The sequence below is a fragment of the Desulfobacter vibrioformis DSM 8776 genome (genome assembly GCF_000745975.1).
In the GTDB taxonomy this organism is placed as follows: domain Bacteria; phylum Desulfobacterota; class Desulfobacteria; order Desulfobacterales; family Desulfobacteraceae; genus Desulfobacter; species Desulfobacter vibrioformis.
Map to the genome: position 1 here is coordinate 50,835 of NZ_JQKJ01000008.1, position 23,932 is coordinate 74,766.

A 23,932-nucleotide genomic window follows, 5' to 3' on the forward strand; every position below is an offset into this window, starting at 1 on the left:
TGACTCTTTTGGAAAACCGATTAATATATTCAAAGTTCATTCAATCTAAATTAAAAAAGGCTGAAATTTTGACCTGTACCAAATCCACACTTATCGAAGAAATTTCAAATATATTTGATCACAACCCATCCCAGTCCAAGGAGGTCCTTGAAACCCTGATCGAAATCATTAAGTCCACCCTGGCTTCGGGTGAAGATCTTATGATTTCCGGATTCGGGAAATTCCAGGTCATTGAAAAGTCCCCGAGAAAGGGGAGGAATCCGGCTACAGGGGAGGCCATGATCCTTGAAAAAAGACGGGTGGTCACGTTCAAATGTGCAGGCAAGCTTAAAAATAAAATCAATGAAGAAATTTAATCAAAATCTAAAGCACACGATTTTCACGTAATCGTTTTCTGGTCCTGCAGCGGCTATATTTTTACCTCTTTTGTAAGCAAAACCTCTAGCGCGGTTTGGCGGCGGCTGATATCCTGATTTCCCACGGCCATGCCCAAAGCCCTTCGGGTGCCGACAAACACGGCCAGTTTTCTGGCACGGGTAATTCCTGTGTAGATCAGGTTGCGGAAAAGCATTTTAAAATGCTGGGTCAATACCGGAATGATCACCACTTCAAATTCACTTCCCTGGGATTTATGGATGGTAATGGCATAGGCCAGGTCAAGTTCCATGATGTCTGCTTGGCTGTAGTGCACCACCCGGTTATCCGGTAGAAAACGGACCGTGCAGGTGATGTCCATGGTGTTGATCCGGTCAATGATGCCGATGTCTCCGTTGAATACTCCCAGATCATAGTTGTTTTTTCTATGGATCACCCGGTCCCCGGTTCTGAATATCCGCTGCCCCACGGTAAGCTGGGCCTTGCCCGGGCCCATGGGATTATAGCTATCCTGGATTTCACGGTTCAAAGATAGTGTGCCAAGACTGCCCCGGGTCATGGGGGAAAGGATCTGGATTTCCGTATCTTTTCCCAGGTATTTGGGAATCCACTCCAGATATAATTTTTTCACCGCATCCAAAGCAGACAGGCCATAATGCAGAGAGGACCATGGGTGTATCTTTTCCACCACCTCCATAAGTTCTTCAATGCGATTTTCAGTGCCTGCCAGGCGTGTCAGATCCACATGGGCAAACTTTCTGGGTATCGCAATTTCAGTCTCCCAGGGTGAACACGCCTCATCAACCCTGAATTCATACAAATCATCATGAGCATTGTCCCGGGAATCACAGGCGCCGGAACTTTTTTGAATCCCACTGCTTCCCGACATTTTCGGGTCAACATGCACATATAAACGTTTGACCCGGCTGACAAAGGCGATCTGTTCTTTGGTGGCTTCATCGGAATCAATGAACAGACAGTCGGTTCCGTCCTGCCAGATGGATGGAGATTTAAACGGACTTTTTATCCATGGCATTTGGCCCTTATTGATCTGGTGGGCAAATTTTATGATCAAAGAGGACTGGGCCTGGCGAAACACCTGGGTAAGCCGGAAACAGGGCACTGCCTGTGAGGCAATGATATCTTTAAGCACGTTGCCCGCCCCCACTGAAGGCAGCTGGTCGTAGTCGCCGATAAATACCACCTGGCATAGCCTGGGTACTGCTTTGAGCAAGGAGGCAGTCAGGTTGATATCCAGCATGGAGCACTCGTCCACCACCAGAAAATCTGTCTTTAACGGGGAGTTTTCATTTCGTTTGAATCCGCCGGCTTTCCAGCCCAGGAGCCGGTGAATGGTTTTGGCCGGTTTTCCGATCACCTCGCTCATACGCTGGGCCGCCCGGCCCGTGGGTGCAGCCAGCATCACCTTTTGGCCCATGGCTTCCAGCAGGCGGACCAGCACCCGTGTGGCCGTGGTTTTACCGCACCCGGGTCCACCGGTGAGCACGGAAAACTGCTGCTGTACCACCCCCTTGACTGCTGTGGCCTGTTCAACGGAGAGCTGCATCTGACACCGTTGGCAGAATAACGCCACCCACCGGTCAATCCGGGCCTGGTCAAAGGTCCGGTCAGGACCTGGATCTGAAAGCCGCCTGGCCACATACGCCTCGTCAAAATAGAGAGAGCGTGCATAGTAACAGGCCACAGGCTGTCCGTTGTCATCGGCCAGATCCCTGCGCATCAGGAGCCGCTGGGATTCCATGTCTGCCAGAAGGGTTTCAAGCTGCTGTGACAGGTCAAGCTTGAGCAGATCTTTTACCTGTTCCCGGATCTGGGGAAATGTAAGATAACAATGCCCGAACTCCCGGGCTGCGGACAGCACATGGCGGATACCGGCGGTGATTCGCGGAAGACTGTCCGTTTCAAGGCCAATGCTTAAGGCCACCTTGTCTGCGGTAAAGAACCCAATGCCGAAAAAATCAGCAGCAAGGCGATAAGGGTCCTGGGTGATCCAGGCAATGGAATTATGGCCGTATTCCTTATATATGCGAACGGAAAATAAAGTGGAAATCCCGTGGGACTGCAGAAACATCATCACATCCCGGATGGCCCGGTGCTCCTCCCAGGCCGTTGAAATCATGCCAAGCTTTTTGTGGGCAATCCCGGGCACCTCCACCAGGCGCGCAATATCGGATTCAAACACATCCAGGGTCTGGTCCTTGAAATATCCCACGATTTTTTTTGCGGTTTTGGGGCCCACGCCTTTGATCATTCCTGAGCCGAGATATTTTTCCAGGGCCGATGCCGTAGCAGGCTTTTTTTCCCGGGCATGCACGGCCTTGAACTGACGGCCGAATTTCGGATGTACGGTCCATGCCCCCTCAAATTCCATGGTGGCCCCGGCAAATACCTTTGTCTGGTGGACCACCACGGTTTCCCGGCTGCCCGGACGATCAAAGGGCAGTACCCTGAGAATAGACCAGCCATTGTCCGGATTATGGAATGTGACCCGGTCCACGACAGCCTTTAATACTTCGTTGATATGGCCGGTATCAGGCAATGTCTCTGTTCTTTGGTTCATTATGGGCTTACCATACAGGACACGCCGGACCAAAACAACTTAATTTGGGTAAATCTGGTTTGACCCGCTACCCCTGATTGTATGCATATGTATAGGGTGTTTGCTCATGGCTGATATTCCACAGTGTTTCCAGGGAGCCTGAGGCGGCATTGATGCTGGAATATTGGGCTGCCAGGGAAAGAAGATCAGCCTCTGTGGTGTCGCTATTCATGAAGTCGGCCAGGCTGGTACTGGCTACTTTTTCCTGAAGGGATTCGGTAAAATCCAGAATTTCATTATTTGCTGTTAATGCAGTGAATGCCTGGGTGAATTCGCGGCTTGCGTTTAACACGTCTTCAAGTTTATCACTGCCTGTAAAGCTGTTTTTAACTTTAATTTCATTGTTGCTGTCCAAGGACAAGGAAACCTTCTGGTCGGCATCAATACCCAGCCCTTCCATGGCCGAGGCCAGCAGCGTGTTTACTATGTCTTCCTGGTCGGATGACGCAGTTTCAAAATCCGACAAGGTCAGTTTACCTGTTGCCGGAAGCCCTAAAGAATCCCGGTTGGCTGCGGCCAGGGCTTCTGGCGACAGAGTTACGGTATCTGTGCCGGTAGATACGCCGGTGCTTGAATCCTCGTCATCCCGACTGGCGGGCGAAGCAGTTGACAACAGGCCGGCCAGGCCGGTTCCGGCATAGGCATTAAGGCTTGAATAATTACTGGATATGGCGGTCATGATGTTTTCCTTTTCTTAATGATATGATCACTATCTCATTTTTTTGAAATAGCAATTACTGTGCCTCAGAAAAGAAAAGAATAATGCCTTTATTCTCCAATACCTTTGCCCGATCCGACGGATTCATGACTTCTTTTAACCAGCAATAATTGCCTGGTTTATCGGCAATTCTTACCGTATGGTCATATAAACAATTCCCCTTCGCTGCGGAATACCCGGTTGATCCCCTTTTTGGAAAATACAATCTGCCACAGCTGGTTCCGCCGGGTTCTGAAACTGGCGGCACAGGACAGAAGATAATAGGTCCACATGCGGAAAAACCGCATGTCATATTGGTCTTTGATTAAATTCCAGTTCTTCGTGAAATTTTCATACCAGGCCATGAGGGTCCTGTCATAGTAACGGCCCAGGCTATGCAGGTCTTCCAGGATAAAGAGTCCTTCTGCGGCTCGGGAGACCTGGCTGGCAGAGGGGACCATGGAGTTGGGGAAAATATATGTACTGATCCAGGGGTCCGTTCCTTTGGCAGGGGTATTTCCTGCGATGGTGTGCAGAAGAAAAAGCCCGTCATCTTTCAGGCAGCGGTGGACCACTTCCATAAAGGTCCCGTAATTTTTCCATCCCACGTGTTCAAACATGCCGATGGAAACAATCCTGTCATATGTTTTATTCAAATTACGATAGTCGGACAATTCAATGGTTACATCAAGGTTTTTGCACTGTTCCCGGGCATATTCCGCCTGTTCCTTTGAAACGGTGATGCCCTTGACCCTTACGCCGTAAGTCTGAGCCGCATATTTTGCGAACCCGCCCCATCCGCATCCGATATCCAGAACTTCCATCCCGGGTTTGAGACCGATTTTCCGGCAGATCAGATCCAGCTTTCCGGTCTGGGCCTCATCCAGATTATCTGCATGGTGCCAGTATCCGCATGAATAATTCAGCCCTTTATCCAGCATGATTTGAAAAAGGGCGTTGCCGATATCGTAATGCTTTTGTCCGATGATAAAGGCCCGGGTTCTGCTTTGGACATTCATAACCCTGGCTTTGAAAATTTCCCAGAGGATGACCGGCTTCATGGATTTGATCTTTTTATCCAGCTGGGATTCAAGAATTCTTTTGAAGAATTCATCCAGGGCCTTGCAATCCCACCACCCTTCCATATAGCTTTCCCCCAGGGCCAGGGATCCGCCCGAAATGATTCTTTGGTAAAATCGGGGGTTGTTGATTTGAATATCCCAGGGACGGCTCCCATTGATCTGGATATCCATTGGTTTTAAGATTGTTTTTATAGTCTGCTGTGCTTTTTCTCCTCTCATGGTTCCCCTTCCTTTCCGGCCCTGTCCCTGCTTTTTGGGGGATGTTGCAAGTTCAAAGGGCCAATGGATGAAAGACCCGGAAAGCCAGCCTAATTATGCAGGCCCAAGGCCTTTACAATTGACGATTTTTTATTCTGCCATAAAAGAAAGTGGTTTTCAACTTTATTAGAACGCCCGGCAATGCCCTTGAAAAAAACAGGCAGCAGGTTTTTTCAAACCGGCTGCCTGTGACGGTTTTACAGTCTCGGGTTATTGATTTTTTGAGCTTAATTCCGGGAACTGATGATAAAAGAATTCAGTGACCTGGCCCGCGGTTTTGCTCTCCTCATTTTCCCGGAGCTCTATGCGCCGGATTTTACCGGAGATGGTTTTGGGCAGTTCTTCCACAAATTCAATGATTCTGGGAATTTTGAACTTGGCAAGCACATCAATGGTATGTTTGAACAGTTCCAGAGCCAGTTCCCTTGATGGTTTCTGTCCGGGAACCAGGATAACAAACGCCTTTACCAGCTGGTGACGTTTGGGATCAGGCACGCCCACCACGGCAGTCTCCATGACGGCCGGGTGCTCAATCAGCGCACTTTCCACCTCAAAGGGGCCAACCCGGTAATCACTGCTTTTGATGACATCGTCGGAGCGGCCCACAAACCACCAGTAGCCGTCCTTGTCAAAGGTGGCTTTGTCACCGGTGAAATACAGGCCGTGCTTAAAGGCTTCAGCCGTTTTTGCCTCATTGCCGATATATTCCTGAAACAGCCCAATGGCGCGCCAGTTGGAAAGACGGATCACGATATGGCCGGTGGTGTCAGGTTCTGTGATCTGTTTGCCTTCATCGTCGGATAACATGATATCGTACATGGATGATGGATATCCAAATGAACCCAAGCGCATTTTGCCTTCCATCCAGGGCGGATTGCCAATCATGCATGTGGCTTCGGTCTGGCCGTAGAAATCTCGGATTTCAGTCCCCGTGGCTTCCCGCCACTGGTCAATGACTTCCGGATTCAACGGTTCGCCTGCACTCAACGAGTATTTCAGGTTCGAGAAATCATACGCTGCCAGGTCAAGGCCCACAAAGGCGCGCCAGGCAGTGGGCGGTGCGCAGAATGAATTGATTTTATATTTGGCCACAAAGCTTAGGTATTTTTTAATATCCAGCGCGGTGAAATTAAAGCCTGTGGCAGTGCCGCCGACGTTAAACGGGCTGAAAAAGCTGCTCCATGCCCATTTAGCCCAACCGGGCGCACTCAGGTTGTGGTGGATGCCTCCGGGCTCAAGTCCGATGGTTACAGCCGTTGACATATGGCCCAAAGGATAGGAGACAGCGGAATGGCCCACCCGTTTGGGAAGCCCTGTGGTACCGGAGGTGAAAAAGCAGAACAGGACATCTTCACTTTTAATGGTCGCAGGTGAGGCTATGGGTGATTCTTCTGCGATTTCAGGATAGGATGTCCACCCCTGTTTTGCGCCAAGGATGATTTTGGCCTTGGGTATGCACCCGGCCTTGGCCAGGGCATCGTCCACCAGGTCGGCTAGGCTCTCAAGGGCAATGACAACATCCGGTGGATACGCTTCAAAACGGAACTGGATTTCGCGTTCAGTCATGGTGGTGGCTGTGGGAACAGCGACAAAACCGCCTTTGATGGCGGCAAAGGAGGCAAACCAGGTTTGGGGGACAATGGGTGTCAGCATATAAAGGTTATCGCCTTTCTCCACCCCTTGTTTACGCAAAAAATTTAATACTTTGTTACCGTTTTCAGCCAACTGGGTATATGTATATTGCTCTTGTTCATCTGTATGCAGGTCTGCCCAGATAAGCGCCAACTGGTCCGGGCGCTCTTTGACGTGTATATCTTCAAAAATCTCCTGGGCCCAGTTAAAGGTTTGGGGTAATTCGGCTGAATTCAGTCTTTTAAAAAACGTTTGTGCTTCGATTTCACGTTGGGCCATATCCTGAATCCCATTGAGTGCCATCACCTCTTTATAGAAGCGTTTCAACGTCATTGGTTCCCTCCCGGTTAAATGGATTACATATCTTGTTTTAAGGCCGCTCCTGCCTTGCCCTTAAAGGCAGAATCCGCAAGAAAGGTCTGTCATTTAGAAAACTTTCATTTATACCAGGCCGGCAGTTTTCTACCAATCGGTTGAAGGCTTAATTTTCATGTCAGTGGATTACTCGCTATACTATAGGCGTATTCCCTCGCCGCATGTAGGTGTAAAAGCCTACATAATGAATTCAATGAACAATTTGGCCGTAACGCCGATGTCCGGTGACTTGGCCGTTTAATGTTGCAGATACTTTTCCATCAGGGCATCATATGTACCGTCTGCTTTCATTTTGTCCAACTTGGCCTGCCAGTTGACAATAACGCTGTCCGGAGTTGACTTGCTGAAAGCAATGTAAAGCTGGGTTTTTTTTACGTCGAATACTTTTTCAAATGCAGATGCATCCCCTAAAACGCTTTTGGCCTTAAATACCCCCTGAAGTTCTCCAACTATCCAAAGATCGATACGGTCTGCATTCAGTTTCTTTACATTGGCCAGGTCATCCACCACGCTTTCGAGATTGGTGAATTTGTTCTCTTTTAAGAAGGTTTCAGCGGCATCGTCTTTGTATGTCCCTATCTTTTTAACCTTTTTTGCATCTTCAAGGGAGTTGATCTGCAATCCGCTTCCTTTTTTTGCGAAAAAAACCCATTTGTTCGGTGCAACCGGCCCCACCCATTTGAACATGTTTTCCCGTGCCTCGGTACGGGTCATGGAATAAAGGATCACGCCGTCTTTTTTCTGAATCATATTGTATGCCCTTGCCCAGGGGAGTACTTTAACGTCATTGGAGTGCCCCAGTCTTTGGGTCAACTCCATCATCACGTCAGATGAAAGGCCGGTCACTTTCCCGTTTTCCGTGTAGTTAAACGGCGGAAACTCCTCGGTCATGATGGAAAACTCCTGGGCTGATGCGTCTGCAGCAATCCCAACAACGTAGAACAGTGCGATAATCAGCTTGATTGCGTATGATTTCATTGTGTTTCTCTCCCCTAATTTTTATTTTAAATGTTTACGTATTCTCAAAAGAAAGGCAGAGGATTTGGATTCTGTGCAATCATACCCTGAATTTCCCCATGAGTTCTAAAAGTCTGTTGCCAAGGCGTAAAAGCTTGTCTGCGTTGGTTTTGACCTCCTGGCTGGAATCGGCCAGACTGCCAGACGCCTGCTTAATTTCAGTTATTTCTCCGGCGACCTGGCTGGTGGCAGATGATCCCTGGGACACGTTTTCACTGGCCTCTCCGATACCATTGGAGGCATGGGAGATATTCTGTGTAATTGTTTGGGTTGCGGCAGACTGTTCTTCCACTGCTGAAGCGATTGCGGAAACAACGGAATTGATCTGCGACACTACTTCCGAAATATTGGAAATTTCTTTTACTGTGTTTCCAGTGGAGGACTGGATGTCCCGGATCTGTTCTTTGATTGCAGCGGACGCATCTGCTGTCTGGGTTGCCAGGACTTTTATTTCATTTGCCACAACCGCAAACCCCTTGCCGGCTTCACCTGCCCGTGCTGCTTCAATGGTCGCGTTAAGCGCCAGAAGGTTGACCTGCTCGGATATGTCTGTAATGGTTTCAATGACTTTGCCGATCTGAGTTGTTGCATTCCCTAGTTCATTGACCTGGGCGGACGCATTCTGCGTCTGGGATACGGCATTATTCGTTATGATTCTGGCTTTTTCCGCATTTTGTGCAATCTCATTGATTGTGGCTAACATCTCTTCGGAAGCTGTGGCAACCATATTGATGTTCCCGGATGCGTCTCCCATGGCGACAGCCACAGAGGTCATATGGGCGCTCATCTCTTCGGCAGCATCAGACACACTGCCCGAACGCAAAGAAAGCCCCTCAATGCCAGAGCTCATGGATGCCGACAACTGGGAAAAACCGGTGGATGCGGTATTGATTTCTCTGGAGTTTTCCCCCACCTCCTTAATCAGCGCCTGAAGTCTTTCTATAAACCGGTTAAACCAGCTGGATAACTCACCGATTTCATCACGGCTCTTTGCTTCCAAGCGTTTGGTCAAATCACCTTCTCCCTGCGCAATGTCCTTGATCATTTCAATTGTTTTTTTGATGGGCCGGGTGACGAACATTTTCAAACAGATGACCAGTGTGAACAGCAATGCAACAATAATAACCGCCGCGACAATGACCTGGATCGTTACTGATTTTTTGATGTTGGACTTTGCAATAGACCGGAATTCAGTAATGCTGGTCTGTGTCTGGGACTCTTTTCTGGCAATATCTCTTTTCACCTGGTCTTCTGAATAATAAAACCTGACGGTTCCAACTTTTTCTTTTTCATGAATCGCATCTGCTGCCAGGGACAGATTTTCATCCAGTGATATTGATTCCGGCAGACTTTTTCCGGTCTTGATTTCGGGTGTTTTCCAGCCTGCGCCAAACGGTTTGCCATCTGCATCCAATATTTTAATGGCTTGGATGCCTTCCAGTTTGAGGTAGGTTTTTATCAGTTTGAACAAATTATCCTGATCAAAGTTGTAGAGAAAAGAACGGGTCATGCAGGTACAGATTCCCAGGTTGACGGACATATCTGCAACCAGTGATTTTTTCAGATGTTTCGCATTCTCTTCAAGGGCACTTTTCTGGGTGATTGAAAATTGTTTGATCATGCTCTCAGATAGGCCGGACTGAAGACGGATGGAGATGATACTGTTGATTGCTAAAAGAACAAGAATAATGACCCCACAGGTGACAGACGTCTTAAGAGCAATGCTGCCCCTACCTTTTATTTCAGCGGTTCTCATGAATTTTCCCCGGCATGCGCCATGCAATAATGTGATGGTTCCGACTTCGGAAAAAAGATTCCGGAAGCCAATTCAGTATAATTTTTGATTAAAGGTAAAAAAAAGTATTATTCTTACCGCATATGTCAGTCAAATTAGTTTCAGATTAGTTTTTAATTTGATAGCGTATAAATAATAGAAGAGATCTTAAAAAAAGAGGGGATTTTACACAATAACTGCTGTTATATCAGTTTGTTAGCCAGATCGTTAATCAGGTTTTTGATCAAATAAACAAGAGCGGGCCTTTATTCAGGATGCAGTTCCTTTGCTTCGGCATTGAAATCGCCTGAAATCCGGTCCGATTCAAAATATCTGGGATAGGCGGTCTGGTAGGCCGCCATAAGTCTGCCCCAGGGCAGATCATCAAAATGGCCATGGTTTTTAATATATGCCATATGCCGCTGGCCTTTGGCATCAAAGGGGTGAAATACACTGTCTTTTTGACCATCAAATTCCAGGGGCAGTACACCAAACGCCTGGCACAGGCTCAAGTTGAATGTCGGTGTAGCCTTGACCCATTTTCCTTCCAGAAAGATCTCTGTATACCCGTGCCATACAAAAAGATCTGTGCCCATTTTTGCCTTGAGTTTGGGCGTGGTCAAATGATTCTTCACATTGGCAAATCCCAGACAGGCCGGTATGGACTGGGCCCTGAGACAGGCCGCCAAAAGCACAGCCTTTGACACGCAGAACCCCTTGCCTGCCGCCAGCACCCGGCTTGCCTTAAACCCCTCTTGGCAGTCAGGAATTTCATAGGGGTCATACCGGATCTGATCCCTGACAGCGTAATAAATGCTGACAGCCTTTTTTACTGGGGTATTCGATGATCCTGCATGCCGGGATGAAAAGGCAATGATTTTTTCATGATCCGAATCAATGAAAAACGTCGGTGTACAATACAAAGAGAACTTATCCATATTCATATCTTTTATCCTGGAAATTAAATTGCGAATATAAATCCAAATTCCGGGGTCACGCCACATGCCTGCTATACCTGTTACCTGCCATGAAATCAATAGCCGTACCTGTATCGGGATACATTTATGTGCCGGTTTTTGAGACAGATAAACCATGGCCGCGTGTTCATATCCGCCTGATATCTTTTTAAAACCGCTTGAAACACGCATGGGCCAAGTGTTTGATAAATTTTTTTCTGATCCGCTGAAAAAACAGGCAGGCCTGTGTTTTTGGAATGAATTTTGTTAATTTGTTAATTATTGTTAATAAAATACAGCTTGAACTTTTCAATGGCTGACATGATTGTGTTACACGAAATAAAATATGGAGTAAAATCATTGACACCGCAAATTGAGACCGCCGATAATTCGGAAAAATTTGATTCCATTGTCATCAACGAAGTACAGCTGCTCCTGGCGGAAAAACGCACATCCCTGGCTGTTATGAGAACCGGAATCGCTGTGCTGGCCCTGCCTTTGTCCGTGATCGGACTTTTGATTGCCACCTCCAAATATTACAATATTTTCAACGTGCTGCACCTGGTTATTCCCTTTGGCATTCTTAATCTTGGATTGATTGTCCTGGGCTGTTATCTGATCACCGGGGCCATTATAAAAATGCGCAACTATGACAAACACATCCATGAACTGAAGGTCAAATTCAGTGCTTTGGGGCAGTTCATATAGTAAAAGTCAACAGTCCGGCCTGGACCGGGTTGGCATAATTTGTGCTCTTTCTGGTATTAAAGCAGACGCCCGGATATGTTAAAGGGCGGGCTGAAACAGCAATACACATGTGAAAGAGAACAACTATGAAACCCTACGGCAGAAAGATAAAAAAACAAGTGGGCGAAATCCTTGCCCTTGGCAGCCGCAGCCAGGCCCTGGCCAGGCTGGCGCAGATTCCGGATGCCCAGCTCACCGGACATCTGTTCTCTTCTTTTTACAATAAGGACGAGTTGATCAAATTTCGCAGCGTGACTGCCATGGGAGAGCTTGCCGCAAGGACTGCGGAAAATAGTCTGGAAAACGCCAGAGTCATTTTGAGACGGATCATGTGGAACTTGAATGATGAATCCGGCGGCATTGGCTGGGGTTCACCCGAAGCCATGGGAGAGATTTTAAGCAAAAGCCCGGCCCTGGCCCGGGAATTTAAAAGCATCCTTTTTTCCTACCTGGATCACAAAGGCAACCACATTGAACATGACATGCTCCAGCGCGGGGTTTTGTGGGGGATTGGCACATATCTTGGCACAGCACCCCGGGATATGACAGATATCACCCGGGAACAGCTCCAGGCCCATCTGGATTCCAAGGATCCGGTAAAGCGTGGATATGCTGTCAGGGCCTTGTCCAATGCCGGTGCCTTTAAATGTATGGTTCTGCCCGATTTTATTAAGGCAGACAGAACCCCCATTGATATTTACACAGGGTGGGATTTTACGGTTGTCCGGATATCGGATATGGTGCTTGCCTGCACCCCCTGAGCAGATACTGGGCTGAAATAAATAATGACCCGTTTTATTTGCCCGGGGGTGAAACGATTAAAGAGAATTTGCCATGCTGAAAAAAAAATGTGACATAAATATCGCGCGCACCATTGATCTGGCCCATAAAATGATAGAATTGGCGCAGACCGGATATGAACACCATGAAGACCCCGGATGCGGCGTGCTTTACGGGATTTTGCTGGACACAGGGTACAAGATTCTTGACCTGGCTGAAAAAGAGAAACAGGCGCATATTTTAAAGGGCTGGTGGGTTGAATCCATTGACATAAATTCATTGATAAAGGAAGGCCTTAATGAGCATACAAAAAAAACCGGTGATTGATCTTGGCTGCTGCATTGAATGCGGGGTCTGCATTGATCTGGCCCCCCACGCCTTTGAAATCAAAGATGCAGGGTATGTGGATGTACGGCCCCTTGACAGGTATGAGGATGACGACGATATCCTTGAAGCTGTGAAAAACTGCCCTAGAAACTGTATCTCCTGGGAGTAATTTTCTGGCGCAATTCCCGTTTCAGCCTTACCGTTCGGACATTCATTCAGTATCCACCCTTTTTTTCTTTTTACAGATGCAGAAAAACATTGCACATGATACACAAATGTGCCATTTAAGAAACCGGTTCAAGAACAGCTTGGTATTTAATACTGAAAGCGCGTTGCCGGGAAATCAAAAATGGAAAAATTTACACACTCTCTGCTGGATCTTCACAATCTCAACCTCGTGGTGGACAATCTTAAACTTGGCGTCATGGCACATACCACAGAACGTATGATCACTGTTTTTAATAAGGAAGCAGAAAAAATTACCGGATATAGTAAAAAAGAGATTTTGGGCAAAGACTGCCACGATGTGTTCCAGGCCCCGTTCTGCGGTTCCAAATGTTCCTTTTGTGAAAACTCCCCGAAACTTTCCGGCGGAACCAAGGAGTATCCGGTTACCATAGTCACCAAAACAGGGGATACCCGGCATCTGGAAATGACGGTTTCCTGCATTCTGGATCATGAAGGGAAAATCCGGGGGATAGTGGCCTCGTTCCGGGATATGACCGATTCCATACGTCTGTCCCTGAAAGCCGAAGATCTCTCCAATTTTGCAGGCATCATCGGCAAGGACAAAGTCATGCAGGACATTTTCCGGCAGATCCGGGATGTGGCCCTGTATAACTATCCGGTCCACGTATCCGGTGAGACCGGTACCGGCAAAGAACGGGTGGCCTATGCGATTCATGACATTTCGTCCTACGGCAACGGCAGTTTTGTCCCGGTGAACTGCGGGGCCATCCCCGAAGGCATTGTGGAAAGTGAGTTGTTCGGCCATGTCAAAGGCGCATTCTCAGGGGCGGTCAGGGAGCGTAAAGGCCGGTTTGAACTGGCCCATAAAGGCACCCTGTTTCTGGACGAAGTGGCGGATCTGCCGCTGAAAACCCAGGTAAAACTGTTGCGGTTCCTCCAGGAGGGATCATTTGAAAAAGTAGGCGGAGAAAAAAAGATCAGCGTGGATGTCCGAATTATCTCAGCCACCAACAAGGACCTGGCCGAAGAGGTCCGGGCCGACCGGTTCAGGGAAGACCTTTACTACCGGCTTAACGTCATTCCCGTCCACCTGCCGCCCCTGCGGGAAAGAAAAAACGATATCCCGCTTTTAGCCGAGCATTTCCTGCGGGAGGCGGAAAAAGAAAATAAAAAGCCCGTACCGGAACTGGCCCCTGACACCATTCGGGAGATGATGGACTACCACTGGCCCGGTAATGTCAGGGAATTAAAAAATGTGATCCAGTTTTCCGTGGTCCGGTCCCGGGGCAGCGTTATCCTGCCCACGGATCTTCCCTTTGCATCCAACAGGCATCCCCTGCGGCCTGTCTTATCAAATGAGCCCGCATCGCCTGGGCTACAGTTTACCCGGGGAAAACTCAATCAGGAAAATGTTCAATCCGCCCTGGTCAAAACCGGAGGCAACAAATCCAAAGCGGCCCGGGTGTTAGGTGTGGGACGGGCAACACTGTACCGCTTTTTAAGTGACCATCCGGAGATCAAAGCGTTTTCAGATACCTTCTAACAAGGATGGTGCGTATATGGTAAATATTTGGGAGAGATTCCGGTTCAAGACCCTGCTCAGATTCCTGGGGCCTGGATTCCTGGTAACCGTAGGATTTATTGATCCGGGTAACTGGGCCACCAATATCGAGGGCGGCTCAAGGTTCGGGTATTCACTGCTGTGGGTGATCACCTTGAGTACCATCATGCTCATTGTGATTCAGAACATGGCGGCAAAACTTGGGATTGCCACGGGTAAATCCCTGGCCGTTAATATCAGGGATCGCTTTTCAAGGCCGGTTTCGGCCATGCTGGGCCTGACCATTGTGCTTGCCTGCGTTGCCACGGATGTGGCCGAACTTCTGGGGGGCGCCATCGGGTTCAATCTGCTTTTCGGCTTTCCCCTCTGGATGGGCGCACTTGTGACCGTAGGACTTGAAACCTTTTTAATTGTCAGCCAGCGCTACCACCGGCTTGAAATTATTATCATGGGATTTTTGGCCATCATTGCCCTTTGCTATCTGATTGAAATTTACATTGTTAAACCGGACTGGTCCGCAGCTCTTCCGGCCATGGTGGTCCCCCACCTGAACCGGGAAAGTATTTACGTTGCCATGGCTATTCTAGGCGCTGTGGTGATGCCCCATAACATTTTTTTGCATTCCAACGTCATTCATTCCCGGGAATGGGGTATTTCGGAAGAGGAAAAAATGTCCCAGCTCAATTACGAGAAAGCCGATACCCTGGCGGCCATGATTATGGGCTGGGTGGTTAATTCGGCCATGATCATTGTGGCGGCAGCCGTGTTTGCAAAGAATCAAGCCGCGGTCACAAGTATTGAACAGGCATCTGCCACGTTGACCCCCCTGGCAGGACCTTTGGCGGGATTCCTTTTTGCCCTGGCCCTGGTCTTTGCAGGTGTCGGGTCTTCCGTGACATCATCCATGGCCGAGGTCAATGTGATCACAGGCTTTCTGGGAAAGCCCGAGGATCCCAGAACTTTGTTATACCGGTTTTCCGTATTTGCCACGGCCATACCTTCTTTTTTAATCATTGTCCTGTCCATGGATACCTATAAGATTTTGATTTTCAGCCAGGTGGTCTTAAGTCTCCAGCTGCCGTTTACCCTGATTCCGCTTTTGATGCTGTGCCGGGATAAAAAACGCATGGGCAGATTTGCCTCGGGGCCGGCCGAATTTGCAGCAGCCATTGTGATTTCGGCCATTGTCATTGTTTTAAATATTTATCTGCTTTATACCACGGTCACAGGAGCCTGATATCATGCAAATATATAAAAACATACTGGTTACCATGGACTGCTCACCGGTGGATGACCGGATCCTTGAACATGTGGCCCAACTTGCCCTCCAGAACCGGTCCAAGGTCTTTTTGCTGCATGTGGTTCATTCCCATACACTGGATGAGCACCGGGCATTGACCCGGAATGCAGAGATTTTGTTGGCACAAGGATGCCAAAAACTCGTTGACCAGGGTATTGATGCCAAAGTGGTGCAGCGCAGCGGCGAACCGGATGAACAGATTCTCAAAGAAATCCAAGATGGAGATTACGACCTTGTGGCCATGGCCACCCACGGGCATTCAACCTTTGGTCAGATCCTGTTCGGCAGTGTATCAAAGACCCTTAAGCAGAAAATCAGCATTCCGATGCTGCTGCTGGGCCCTGAATAAAAAATTCGTGTTTGAATCCTTTTGGATATCCTTAACAGTTAGAACCGGTCAATCCAGTGAATAAAGCTATTCATGTATTTGGTGAGAAACGTTTGGGTGTTTTCTGCAATCACCTGCCCCGAATCATCTAATGCCTCAATAATGTTTCCCACATAGGCTTCGGGGTGCTGCATGGTGTAAACATTTAAACAAGAGAGTACCTGTCTCAGGTGATGGCTGGCGCCAAATCCGCCTATGGCACCCGGGGAGACACTGACAATGCCCCCCGGCTTTCCGGTCCAGACGCTTTGCCCGTAAGGCCTTGACCCAACGTCAATGGCATTTTTCAGAACGCCCGGGATGGATCTGTTGTACTCAGGCGTAACAAATAAAAAGGCATCCAGCTCTTTTATTTCATTTCTGAATTCAACCCAGGCAGCGGTGGGCGTATCGTCCAGGTCCTGGTTGTAAAGTTCCAGGTTGCCGATATCGGGAAAGCTGACAGGATAGCTTTTGGGAGCGACTGAGGCCAGATATTTGGCCACAGAGCGGTTAAAAGACTCTTTTCTCAGGCTACCAACGATCATTCCAATTTTTTTCATGCTGTCATCTCCTGTTTGTCTTGTTATAGCGATTTGATTTCATATTTATTTCAGTATATACCATTCCAATCTGACGTTTTGCAAATGGTTCGTCAGCGATACCGGCGGATAAAAAAATCAGGGAGGCATGTTGGCAAAATCAAACGCGGAAAAGCGCAAACAAAAACGCAAGCAAAAGCAGGTGCAGGTCAGGCGGGCCAGGGCAGGGCAGGTTGCCGCTGATAAAGGGTGGTTTTACTATGAAGAAGCCCTTCATTACCATGACACCCAAAATTTTTCCCAGGCCCTCAAATTTATAAAAAAAGCCGTCAAGTTGCTGCCCAAAGAAGAGACGGTGATTCACCTCATGGGGCAGATAGGCCAGTTATGCGACGACCCGCAGGTGCAGCTGGATGCACTGGAGTGCCTTGAGAAAATCGGAAAACTAGACGATTTCATGCGTTATAACCAGGTCATTCTTTTAATGAAACTGGAGAAATATGAGCGTTGCCTGCAAACCGCCGAAGCCCTGTTCCAAAATTTTGCACTGCTTAAAATTGGCAATAAACGCAAAAACAAAGCTACCATTAAAGAGATCATTGGCTATTGCAAAGAAAAAATTGCCGCGGCCCAGAGGCGTGAGGAAGCGACCCGGCTGATTGCGGAAATGAACAGGCTGCGGGACCGTCCGGCTGGGGCGGGTGCCAAAGACCTGGCGGATGTGGCTGATCCGACCTCCCCAACACCTGACCCATCACCTGATCCAACACCTGAGCCAACACCTGATCCATCAAGGGTTCACCCTGTCAAGGTTAAGGCGCCTGAAAAACCGGCTTCGGTTCCTGTGACCGTGAACATTGACAAAGAGGCGTTTGTCAAGGCCCTGTCAGGCACTGAAACTGCCGGGCCGGATTTGTATGAACTGGCGCTCATGAGCCACCAAATCCGGTTTGCGGAATCCTTTGAAACCCTGATCTGCCTGCCGGGGCTTACACAAATCCAATCGTTCTGGTACCAGGAGGAGACCGCCAAAAAGGTACTCAAGCAGTTCAGGGGCCGGGCCCTGCTTTCGGATGAGGTGGGCCTGGGCAAAACCATTGAAGCGTTGATCATCCTGTCGGAATATTTGCGCCGGGGCATGGTGAAAACCGCGCTGATCCTGACCCCGACTCCCCTGGTTTCCCAGTGGCAGACGGAAATGGCATCCAAATTCAACCTCAAAGTGCCATCAACAGACAGTCCGGAATTCAAATCCGGGGACCGGGATTTCTGGGAACAAAATCTTGTGGTGGCGTCCATCAACCAGGCCAAGTCAAAGAAAAACTGGGACCTGATCACCGGCCGGGAGTACGACATGGTGATTGTTGATGAGGCCCATCATCTGAAAAATAAATCCACGTTGAATTTCAAGCTGGTCAATGCCCTGAAGAAAAAATTTATCCTTTTGCTGACCGCCACGCCCGTGGAAAACAACCTCATGGAGCTGTACAACCTGATCACCCTGCTCAAGCCGGGGCAGCTTGAGACGGCCACCGCCTTCAGGGAGCGGTTCATGAAGCGCGGAGACCCCACAGACCCCCAGAACAGGGAAATGCTCAAACACCTGTTAAGCCAGGTGATGATCAGAAATACCCGGGCCCTGGCAGGGATTCATATTCCGCCCCGGTTTGCCACCACCATCCGCATTGCGCCCACAAAGGGCGAGACCGCTTTTTATGAACGGCTTCAGGTTTTTTTGCACCTGCTCAACGATCAGAACAAGGGGCAGGGCAAACTGATGATTAAAAATCTGCTGGCCCAGGCCGGATCATCCCCCAAGGCAGTGGAGGCCGCCCTGGACCGGATGCTTGAAAGCCGGTCCTGGCTGCCGGAGATTGAAAAAGAGATTAACGCGGTGCGGAACCTGTGCCGGACAACGGTGGATACCCCCAAGAACATGGCGTTGCTCAAGCTTTTGAAGGCGGACAAAGAAAAGCTCATTGTCTTTGTAAAATACACGGCAACCCTGGACCACCTGGCTGAATTTCTGGCCTGGAATGATGTCTCCTTTGTTCTTTTCCACGGCAGCATGCCCAATGAGAAAAGGGATGAGGCGATCCAGGCATTCAAAGATAATGTCCAGGTGCTGGTCACCACGGAAATCGGCGGAGAGGGGCGCAATATCCAGTTTTGTTCCCGGATGGTCAATTACGATCTGCCCTGGAATCCCATGAAAATTGAACAGCGAATCGGCCGTATCCACCGCATTGGCCAGGAAAAGGAAGTGCAGATCTATAATTTCTGCGCCCAGGGCTCCATTGAGGATTATATCCTGGATATCCTGGACCGGAAAATCAATATGTTTGAGATGGTCATCGGAGAGATTGACATGATCCTGGGCCGGGTCAGGGGGGAAAAGGAGTTCTCGGATATGGTCTGCGACATCTGGGTGGATTCACAAAGCCCGGAAGAGCGGGACCAATCCTTTGCCAAGCTGGGCGCAAAACTGAAACGGGCCAAAACAGGGTATGAAAAAACAAGGGAACTGGACGGCAAACTTTTTGGAGACAGCTATGAACTCTAAGGGACATGAACAGGACAGGCATGAACAGATTGATGCCATGGATTTTGCCTGCCGGTTTTTCAAGGCCCGGGGAGGGGTGGTGGAAGACCAGGGCCTGACCCGGGATATCCTGCTGCCTGAAGCGGCGGCCCAGACCCTTGGCGTGGATGATTTTTTCCGGGTGGGGCCTGAAGAGGTTGTGGAACAGGGGCGGCTAAAGGTCCATGCCGTGCAGCTGAATACCCCGTTTCTTGACCGGATGCTCACCCTGGCAGGGGAATCCGCGCCCTTTGCCCGGGCTGAACTGAAATTTGATTATATCAAAACCCAGGGATTTGACCGGCTGATTGCAGACCGGTTTCAATTCCATAAGTCCAAGGTCCGGGTGATGAAGACCGGAGAGGCAAGAACCCGGTATCTTATACTGACCTGCCGGTATACCGCCCAGAGTGATGAAATAAAACAGGGCCTTGTGGAGATTTGCGTCAACCTGGATACCGGTGTGGTGATCCCGGACATGGCCTGGGACCTTGCCCATGTTCAAAAGGAATTCAGCTTTAAAAAGGCCCGGGGATTAAATGAAAAGGAAATTGAATCGATCCGGACCGTTGTCTCCCGATATGGACAGAACCTGGTGGAAGACCGGCTGGCCTCATTTGTGGACAGCATGAACCGGCGGTTTCAAAGGGATACGGCAAGCCTTGACGCATATTACCAGGCCCTTGAAACGGAGATGCGGCAAAACCTGAGCAGAAGCGGCCTCTCCCAGGACCTGGTCAGGGAACGGGAAGAAAAAATCGCCATGATTCCAGCCGAACTTGCAGCCAAGAAAAAAGATCTGCTCAACAAATACGGCATCCGTATTGATTTTAAACCGGCAGCGGCCCTGTACCTGACCTCTGCCTGTGTGACGGTGTTTGCCCGGCTCATATCCGGCCGCAGCCATACGGATTTTACCCTGACCTACAATCCTGTGACCAAGGACATGGACCCGGTTGCCTGCCAATCCTGCGGGGCCGGTACCTATGGCCTGGGATTGTGTTCCAGCCTGCACATCAACTGCCCGGACTGTCTGGCCGGGGCTGTTTCAGTCGGTCCTGAGTCTTAAAAAAGAGGCGAATTTCGGCACCCCGTTTTTACTGAACCCATGATATTTAAACGTCACTGTTGTCCCGACGGCAGGCGGGTTGTTCCGAACCCGGTCAGTGAACCCGGTTCCTAATTTAAAGATAACGCCGTTTTCCAGTTTCAGCGTAAGCGATCCCATGGCATTTTCATATTTTCCCTTTCCCTTGTTAATCCCAATGACAAGGCCTTCCATGTCCCGGGCTTTTTTTACCTTGAGGACATGGGCGCTTCTGCCGGTGTGGTAGGGCATATCTGGATCTTTTACGATAACGCCTTCGCCGCCCCTTGATGTCACGTCAAGGAAAAAACGGTCCAGGTCTGATTTATCTTGAATCAAAGTCTGCCGGATCACCCTGACATGGGGGGTGGGATGGGATTTGAACCACTCTTTTGCCCTGGCAAGCCGGTCAAAAAATATTCCGTTCTGGTTGGGGACTTCAAAAATATGGTAATTAATTTTTTCCCACCCCGGGCCGGGCTCGGCATCAAGCACCACAGACTGGATAAACTCAAAATCCCCTTGTTTGCTCCACAACTCGCCATCCAATTCAAAGGCAGGAAAATTTTTGATGAACCACGGCGGCGGATGAAGGGGCAGCCCCTTCCGGGTCAGCAGGCGGCTGCCGTCCCAGTATCCCCTGATCCCATCCAGTTTTTCGCTCATGACCCAGCCCTTAATGTCTTCTTTTCCGGTATACGACCGGGCTTTCTGCAAATGCAACTCCTTTGCCTGACAAAACGTGCAAAAAAAGAAGATTACCATTGTTCCTGTTAACCATATCCTGATAATTTTAGGATAAACAGGGCTGGCGGAATCAGACATAAGTCCCTCCCTTTATTTGATTTGGGAATTGAAAAGGAGTGTAAGATACCCCCCCGACTTTTGTCAAGAAAGGAAGAGACCTTTTTCTTTGGATAAAAAAAATAAAACTTGTGCTATGTTTAAGGCAATTTGAATTGGCGTTTGAGGAGAACTATGAAAATTTTGATTGTTGACGATACGAAATTATCAAGAGCTATGATTTTAAAACGCATCCCTGAAAATGTGAAAAACAGTTCAAAAATATTCCAGGGCGTGAATGGCCGGGAAGCTGTGGACTTGTACAAGGAGATCAAACCTGATATCACATTTTTAGATCTGACCATGCCGGAGATGGACGGTTTCACAGCCCTTGAAATCATCCGTGCCCACGATCCGGATGCCCAGGTGTATGTGATCACGGCCGATATCCAGGCCAAGGCCAGGGAGCGGGTTTTGGCCCTGGGAGCCAAAGGCATCGAAAAAAAACCCATAGACGAAACGCGTATCGCACAAATCCTGGCCACTATTCAATGAGGGTTTCCTGAAAAATGATTGATAACGAGATCAAAGATGCATTAGAAGAGTTGATCAATATTTCATACGGGTCTGCCACAGCGGCAATTGCAGATCTGTTTGACAGTTTTGCTCAACTGAGGGTGCCAGGAATTAAGGTGGTTCCGGTCGGAGAAGTGGAACATGCCGTTCTCGGTGAAAACAACCATGAACCCAACCTCTACATCAGCACACAGATGTTTAAAGGGACTTTTGAGGGCGAAATCCTGTTTGTCATAGACAAGCAGAGTGCTTCGAATATGCAGGACCTGATTTGTCTGCTGGAAGACGTATGCATAGACAAGGAAGAAGATGACGCAGAAATCCGGCAGAGTATCTTGGAAATAGCCAATATACTGGGAGCGTCTTGCATTGGCAAACTGGCCGAACTCCTGAATTCGGTGGTCTCATTTTCCCCGCCTATCATCGAATTGAACAACCGGCTGTTTATGGGCCGGGAAAAAACTGGCTACAGCATGGTGATTATTATTTCCACCCTGCTGGAGTTCGAGAAGGAGCAGATCACCGGTCATCTGTTCATCCTGTTTGATGATGAAATGTTTGTCTGGCTGGAAAAAAGCCTGTACGCATTTATAGAGGAGAATACATGACCCCCGTGAAAACTGACATTCTTGACACCCTGGAAAACGGGGTTATCATCACGGATAAGGATCTGAATATACTGTCCTGGAACAGATGGCTGGTCGTGCATACAGGGATCAGTCAGGAAAAAGCCCGGGGACAGCACCTGCCGGAATTGTTTCCAGGTACTTCATTTTCCATCCTGAAACGTAAAATCCATATAGCGTTTACGCTGAAAATCCCGGCCTTCACGAACGCATCCGTGGAAAAATACATTATTCCCATCAAACTGAACAAAATTACAAAATCCATTTTTCGTTTCATGCGCCAGGATTCAGTAATCACTGCCCTGGATGACACCCAGGCTGCCATCCTGATATATGATGCCACCCCGTTACTGGAAGCAAATGCGATTATTGAGACGCAACTCAAGCTGGTGGAAAAACAGGCTCGAACCGACGGGCTTACCCAATGCTACAACAAAACAATGTTTAATGAGCTTCTGGCTATAGAAATAAAAAAAGCGGACCGTCACGACTACACTTTTTCCATGATTATCTTAGACATTGATAATTTTAAATCAGTGAATGATACCTTTGGACACTTGGTGGGGGATTATGTTCTCAAGGAGATCGCAACCATTTCCGCCCAAAGCATCAGGGAAAGCGATGTTTTTGCCAGGTGGGGAGGCGAGGAGTTTTGTATTCTTCTTCCCCAGACCGCGTTAGCAAATGCGGTTGCCGTGGCAGACAAACTCAGGCGTATTCTGGCAGCCCACGATTTTGGAGCGGCAGGCCACCAGCACTGCAGTTTTGGTGTGGCTGAATATTCCAAGGATAACCAGCAATCAGATCTGGTGCGCCAAGCAGATGAGGCTTTATATTATGCCAAACACAATGGAAAAAATCGGGTGGCCGCATGCCTGGATGACCGGAAATTTATCCTGGGGCCTTGATCTTGGCTCAAAATTTTTTGAATAGTAACCTTTTTAAATATTAACCTAGGGCCAGTTACAAATGAAACCTATTGTGATAGTAAAAACAGGGAAAACCTTTCCGGATATCATAGATAAATACGGGGATTTTGAAGATTGGATCTCAAAGGGTCTTGGGCAACTCGAAATTAAAGTTGTCAATGCTGAATCAGACCCTCTGCCGGAACCAGATCAGATTAGGGGTGCAGTCATTTCCGGTTCTCATGCGTATGTAACAGATCGCCTGCATTGGTGCCTTAGACTTGAAGCGTGGACAAAGAAGATCATTGATCATCAAATCCCCCTGCTTGGGATATGTTTTGGCCATCAGGTGATTGCCAAAGCCATGGATGGAATTGTCGATTTTCATCCGGTTGGTCTTGAAATCGGCACCAGAGAAATAGAGCTGCTGCCAAGCTGTGATCATGATCCTTTATTTATGGGATTGCCGGGCAGATTTAAAGTTCACCTATTTCATTCACAAAGCGTTATTCACTTACCTCCCGATGCAACGCTTCTTGCTCGAAACGAATTTGAGCCGCATCAGGCATTTCGAATCGGTAAAAATGCCTGGGGGGTCCAGTTCCATCCCGAGGTAAATTCAGCGGCTACAAAAGGCTACATCAGGAATCTGTCAGAGGATGTCAAATCTGCTGGTTGGGACCCCGGGCAACTTTTTGAGCAGATAGAAGAGACGCCGTATTCGGCGTCTCTTTTAAAAAGATTTGCACAATTAGTTTGAAAAGCTATGCAC

At 48.6% G+C, this 23,932-nt stretch carries 23 protein-coding genes; 14 read left to right on the top strand and 9 right to left on the bottom strand.

Features of this window, described 5'->3' with window-relative positions:
- Positions 1-68: 68 nt before the first annotated feature.
- Positions 69-356, top strand: coding sequence for an integration host factor subunit alpha (locus Q366_RS06170; RefSeq protein ID WP_035237345.1), 288 nt, complete (start codon positions 69-71; stop codon positions 354-356).
- A 53-nt stretch (positions 357-409) separates the two neighbouring features.
- Here Q366_RS06170 and recD2 read toward each other — a convergent pair whose 3' ends face one another.
- The 7 genes from recD2 to Q366_RS06205 all read right to left on the bottom strand — a co-directional run bounded on the left by recD2 (position 410) and on the right by Q366_RS06205 (position 10,774).
- Positions 410-2,956 carry an SF1B family DNA helicase RecD2 gene (gene recD2, locus Q366_RS06175; protein ID WP_035237347.1) on the bottom strand — a complete coding sequence of 849 codons (2,547 nt, stop codon included), beginning with the start codon at positions 2,954-2,956 and terminating at the stop codon, positions 410-412.
- A gap of 67 nt (positions 2,957-3,023) precedes the next feature.
- Positions 3,024-3,674, bottom strand: coding sequence for a hypothetical protein (locus Q366_RS06180; RefSeq protein ID WP_035237349.1), 651 nt, complete (start codon positions 3,672-3,674; stop codon positions 3,024-3,026).
- Positions 3,675-3,856: 182 nt separating this feature from the next.
- On the bottom strand, positions 3,857-4,993 hold the full coding sequence (cfa, locus tag Q366_RS06185) for a cyclopropane fatty acyl phospholipid synthase (protein WP_035237351.1): 1,137 nt from the start codon (positions 4,991-4,993) through the stop codon (positions 3,857-3,859).
- Positions 4,994-5,242: 249 nt separating this feature from the next.
- Entirely contained in the window at positions 5,243-6,997 is a 1,755-nt protein-coding gene (locus Q366_RS06190; RefSeq protein WP_035237353.1) for an AMP-binding protein, read from the bottom strand.
- Positions 6,998-7,276: 279 nt separating this feature from the next.
- Positions 7,277-8,017, bottom strand: a complete 741-nt coding sequence (locus Q366_RS06195; protein ID WP_035237355.1) for a substrate-binding periplasmic protein — start codon at positions 8,015-8,017, stop codon at positions 7,277-7,279.
- Positions 8,018-8,096: 79 nt separating this feature from the next.
- Positions 8,097-9,812: a methyl-accepting chemotaxis protein gene (locus Q366_RS06200; protein ID WP_051957857.1), complete on the bottom strand. Its 1,716-nt coding sequence runs from the start codon at positions 9,810-9,812 to the stop codon at positions 8,097-8,099.
- Between the two features lie 284 nt (positions 9,813-10,096).
- On the bottom strand, positions 10,097-10,774 hold the full coding sequence (locus Q366_RS06205; protein WP_245619889.1) for a transglutaminase-like domain-containing protein: 678 nt from the start codon (positions 10,772-10,774) through the stop codon (positions 10,097-10,099).
- 372 nt (positions 10,775-11,146) lie between these two features.
- Between Q366_RS06205 and Q366_RS06210 the strand changes: the two genes are divergently transcribed.
- From Q366_RS06210 to Q366_RS06240, 7 genes are all read left to right on the top strand, one after another.
- Complete coding sequence (locus tag Q366_RS06210) at positions 11,147-11,494, top strand: hypothetical protein (protein ID WP_156968124.1); 348 nt, start codon at positions 11,147-11,149, stop codon at positions 11,492-11,494.
- A 125-nt stretch (positions 11,495-11,619) separates the two neighbouring features.
- A complete protein-coding gene (locus Q366_RS06215; protein WP_035237357.1) occupies positions 11,620-12,294 on the top strand; it encodes a DVU0298 family protein in 675 nt (224 codons plus the stop codon).
- Between the two features lie 73 nt (positions 12,295-12,367).
- Positions 12,368-12,640 carry a hypothetical protein gene (locus tag Q366_RS06220; protein ID WP_051957858.1) on the top strand — a complete coding sequence of 91 codons (273 nt, stop codon included), beginning with the start codon at positions 12,368-12,370 and terminating at the stop codon, positions 12,638-12,640.
- Positions 12,612-12,809, top strand: a complete 198-nt coding sequence (locus Q366_RS06225) for a ferredoxin (RefSeq protein WP_035237359.1) — start codon at positions 12,612-12,614, stop codon at positions 12,807-12,809. Before Q366_RS06220 ends, Q366_RS06225 begins: the two co-directional genes overlap by 29 nt.
- A gap of 180 nt (positions 12,810-12,989) precedes the next feature.
- Entirely contained in the window at positions 12,990-14,372 is a 1,383-nt protein-coding gene (locus tag Q366_RS06230) for a sigma-54 interaction domain-containing protein (RefSeq protein ID WP_035237365.1), read from the top strand.
- Between the two features lie 16 nt (positions 14,373-14,388).
- Entirely contained in the window at positions 14,389-15,627 is a 1,239-nt protein-coding gene (locus tag Q366_RS06235) for an Nramp family divalent metal transporter (RefSeq protein WP_035237366.1), read from the top strand.
- Between the two features lie 4 nt (positions 15,628-15,631).
- Positions 15,632-16,039: a universal stress protein gene (locus tag Q366_RS06240; RefSeq protein ID WP_035237367.1), complete on the top strand. Its 408-nt coding sequence runs from the start codon at positions 15,632-15,634 to the stop codon at positions 16,037-16,039.
- A gap of 38 nt (positions 16,040-16,077) precedes the next feature.
- Here the strand turns inward: Q366_RS06240 and Q366_RS06245 are convergent, their stop codons facing one another.
- Positions 16,078-16,620: an NADPH-dependent FMN reductase gene (locus Q366_RS06245; RefSeq protein WP_035237368.1), complete on the bottom strand. Its 543-nt coding sequence runs from the start codon at positions 16,618-16,620 to the stop codon at positions 16,078-16,080.
- 127 nt (positions 16,621-16,747) lie between these two features.
- On the opposite strand from Q366_RS06245, the gene Q366_RS06250 reads away from it, so the two are divergent.
- Positions 16,748-19,162, top strand: coding sequence for an SNF2-related protein (locus tag Q366_RS06250; RefSeq protein WP_035237370.1), 2,415 nt, complete (start codon positions 16,748-16,750; stop codon positions 19,160-19,162).
- Positions 19,152-20,249, top strand: a complete 1,098-nt coding sequence (locus tag Q366_RS06255) for a hypothetical protein (protein ID WP_035237372.1) — start codon at positions 19,152-19,154, stop codon at positions 20,247-20,249. The genes Q366_RS06250 and Q366_RS06255 overlap by 11 nt, the downstream gene beginning before the upstream one ends.
- On the opposite strand, the gene Q366_RS06260 is transcribed toward Q366_RS06255, so the two are convergent.
- A complete protein-coding gene (locus tag Q366_RS06260) occupies positions 20,229-20,984 on the bottom strand; it encodes a DNA ligase (protein ID WP_245619890.1) in 756 nt (251 codons plus the stop codon). The genes Q366_RS06255 and Q366_RS06260 overlap by 21 nt on opposite strands.
- Positions 20,985-21,245: 261 nt before the next feature.
- Here Q366_RS06260 and Q366_RS06265 point away from each other — a divergent pair, with 261 nt between their 5' ends.
- The 4 genes from Q366_RS06265 to Q366_RS06280 all read left to right on the top strand — a co-directional run bounded on the left by Q366_RS06265 (position 21,246) and on the right by Q366_RS06280 (position 23,920).
- Positions 21,246-21,605, top strand: a complete 360-nt coding sequence (locus tag Q366_RS06265; RefSeq protein ID WP_035237374.1) for a response regulator — start codon at positions 21,246-21,248, stop codon at positions 21,603-21,605.
- 14 nt (positions 21,606-21,619) lie between these two features.
- Positions 21,620-22,234 (top strand): hypothetical protein, encoded by a 615-nt coding sequence (locus Q366_RS06270; RefSeq protein ID WP_035237376.1) that lies wholly within the window; start codon positions 21,620-21,622, stop codon positions 22,232-22,234.
- On the top strand, positions 22,231-23,160 hold the full coding sequence (locus tag Q366_RS06275) for a sensor domain-containing diguanylate cyclase (RefSeq protein WP_035237378.1): 930 nt from the start codon (positions 22,231-22,233) through the stop codon (positions 23,158-23,160). The genes Q366_RS06270 and Q366_RS06275 overlap by 4 nt, the downstream gene beginning before the upstream one ends.
- Before the next feature lie 61 nt (positions 23,161-23,221).
- Positions 23,222-23,920: a glutamine amidotransferase gene (locus tag Q366_RS06280; RefSeq protein ID WP_035237380.1), complete on the top strand. Its 699-nt coding sequence runs from the start codon at positions 23,222-23,224 to the stop codon at positions 23,918-23,920.
- Positions 23,921-23,932 lie beyond the last annotated feature (12 nt).

Excerpts from the sequence above, each read along its gene's own strand:
- Q366_RS06225 (WP_035237359.1), top strand. The coding sequence starts at position 12,612 with ATGAGCATACAAAAAAAACCGGTGATTGATCTTGGCTGCTGCATTGAA.
- Q366_RS06220 (WP_051957858.1), top strand. The coding sequence starts at position 12,368 with ATGCTGAAAAAAAAATGTGACATAAATATCGCGCGCACCATTGATCTG.
- Q366_RS06265 (WP_035237374.1), top strand. The coding sequence starts at position 21,246 with ATGAAAATTTTGATTGTTGACGATACGAAATTATCAAGAGCTATGATT.
- Q366_RS06280 (WP_035237380.1), top strand. The coding sequence starts at position 23,222 with ATGAAACCTATTGTGATAGTAAAAACAGGGAAAACCTTTCCGGATATC.
- Q366_RS06205 (WP_245619889.1), bottom strand. The coding sequence starts at position 10,774 with ATGAATATGGATAAGTTCTCTTTGTATTGTACACCGACGTTTTTCATT.
- Q366_RS06250 (WP_035237370.1), top strand. The coding sequence starts at position 16,748 with ATGTTGGCAAAATCAAACGCGGAAAAGCGCAAACAAAAACGCAAGCAA.
- Q366_RS06180 (WP_035237349.1), bottom strand. The coding sequence starts at position 3,674 with ATGACCGCCATATCCAGTAATTATTCAAGCCTTAATGCCTATGCCGGA.
- Q366_RS06215 (WP_035237357.1), top strand. The coding sequence starts at position 11,620 with ATGAAACCCTACGGCAGAAAGATAAAAAAACAAGTGGGCGAAATCCTT.
- Q366_RS06270 (WP_035237376.1), top strand. The coding sequence starts at position 21,620 with ATGATTGATAACGAGATCAAAGATGCATTAGAAGAGTTGATCAATATT.
- Q366_RS06230 (WP_035237365.1), top strand. The coding sequence starts at position 12,990 with ATGGAAAAATTTACACACTCTCTGCTGGATCTTCACAATCTCAACCTC.
- cfa (WP_035237351.1), bottom strand. The coding sequence starts at position 4,993 with ATGAGAGGAGAAAAAGCACAGCAGACTATAAAAACAATCTTAAAACCA.
- Q366_RS06200 (WP_051957857.1), bottom strand. The coding sequence starts at position 9,812 with ATGAGAACCGCTGAAATAAAAGGTAGGGGCAGCATTGCTCTTAAGACG.
- Q366_RS06240 (WP_035237367.1), top strand. The coding sequence starts at position 15,632 with ATGCAAATATATAAAAACATACTGGTTACCATGGACTGCTCACCGGTG.
- Q366_RS06245 (WP_035237368.1), bottom strand. The coding sequence starts at position 16,620 with ATGAAAAAAATTGGAATGATCGTTGGTAGCCTGAGAAAAGAGTCTTTT.
- Q366_RS06255 (WP_035237372.1), top strand. The coding sequence starts at position 19,152 with ATGAACTCTAAGGGACATGAACAGGACAGGCATGAACAGATTGATGCC.
- Q366_RS06195 (WP_035237355.1), bottom strand. The coding sequence starts at position 8,017 with ATGAAATCATACGCAATCAAGCTGATTATCGCACTGTTCTACGTTGTT.
- Q366_RS06275 (WP_035237378.1), top strand. The coding sequence starts at position 22,231 with ATGACCCCCGTGAAAACTGACATTCTTGACACCCTGGAAAACGGGGTT.
- Q366_RS06190 (WP_035237353.1), bottom strand. The coding sequence starts at position 6,997 with ATGACGTTGAAACGCTTCTATAAAGAGGTGATGGCACTCAATGGGATT.
- recD2 (WP_035237347.1), bottom strand. The coding sequence starts at position 2,956 with ATGAACCAAAGAACAGAGACATTGCCTGATACCGGCCATATCAACGAA.
- Q366_RS06235 (WP_035237366.1), top strand. The coding sequence starts at position 14,389 with ATGGTAAATATTTGGGAGAGATTCCGGTTCAAGACCCTGCTCAGATTC.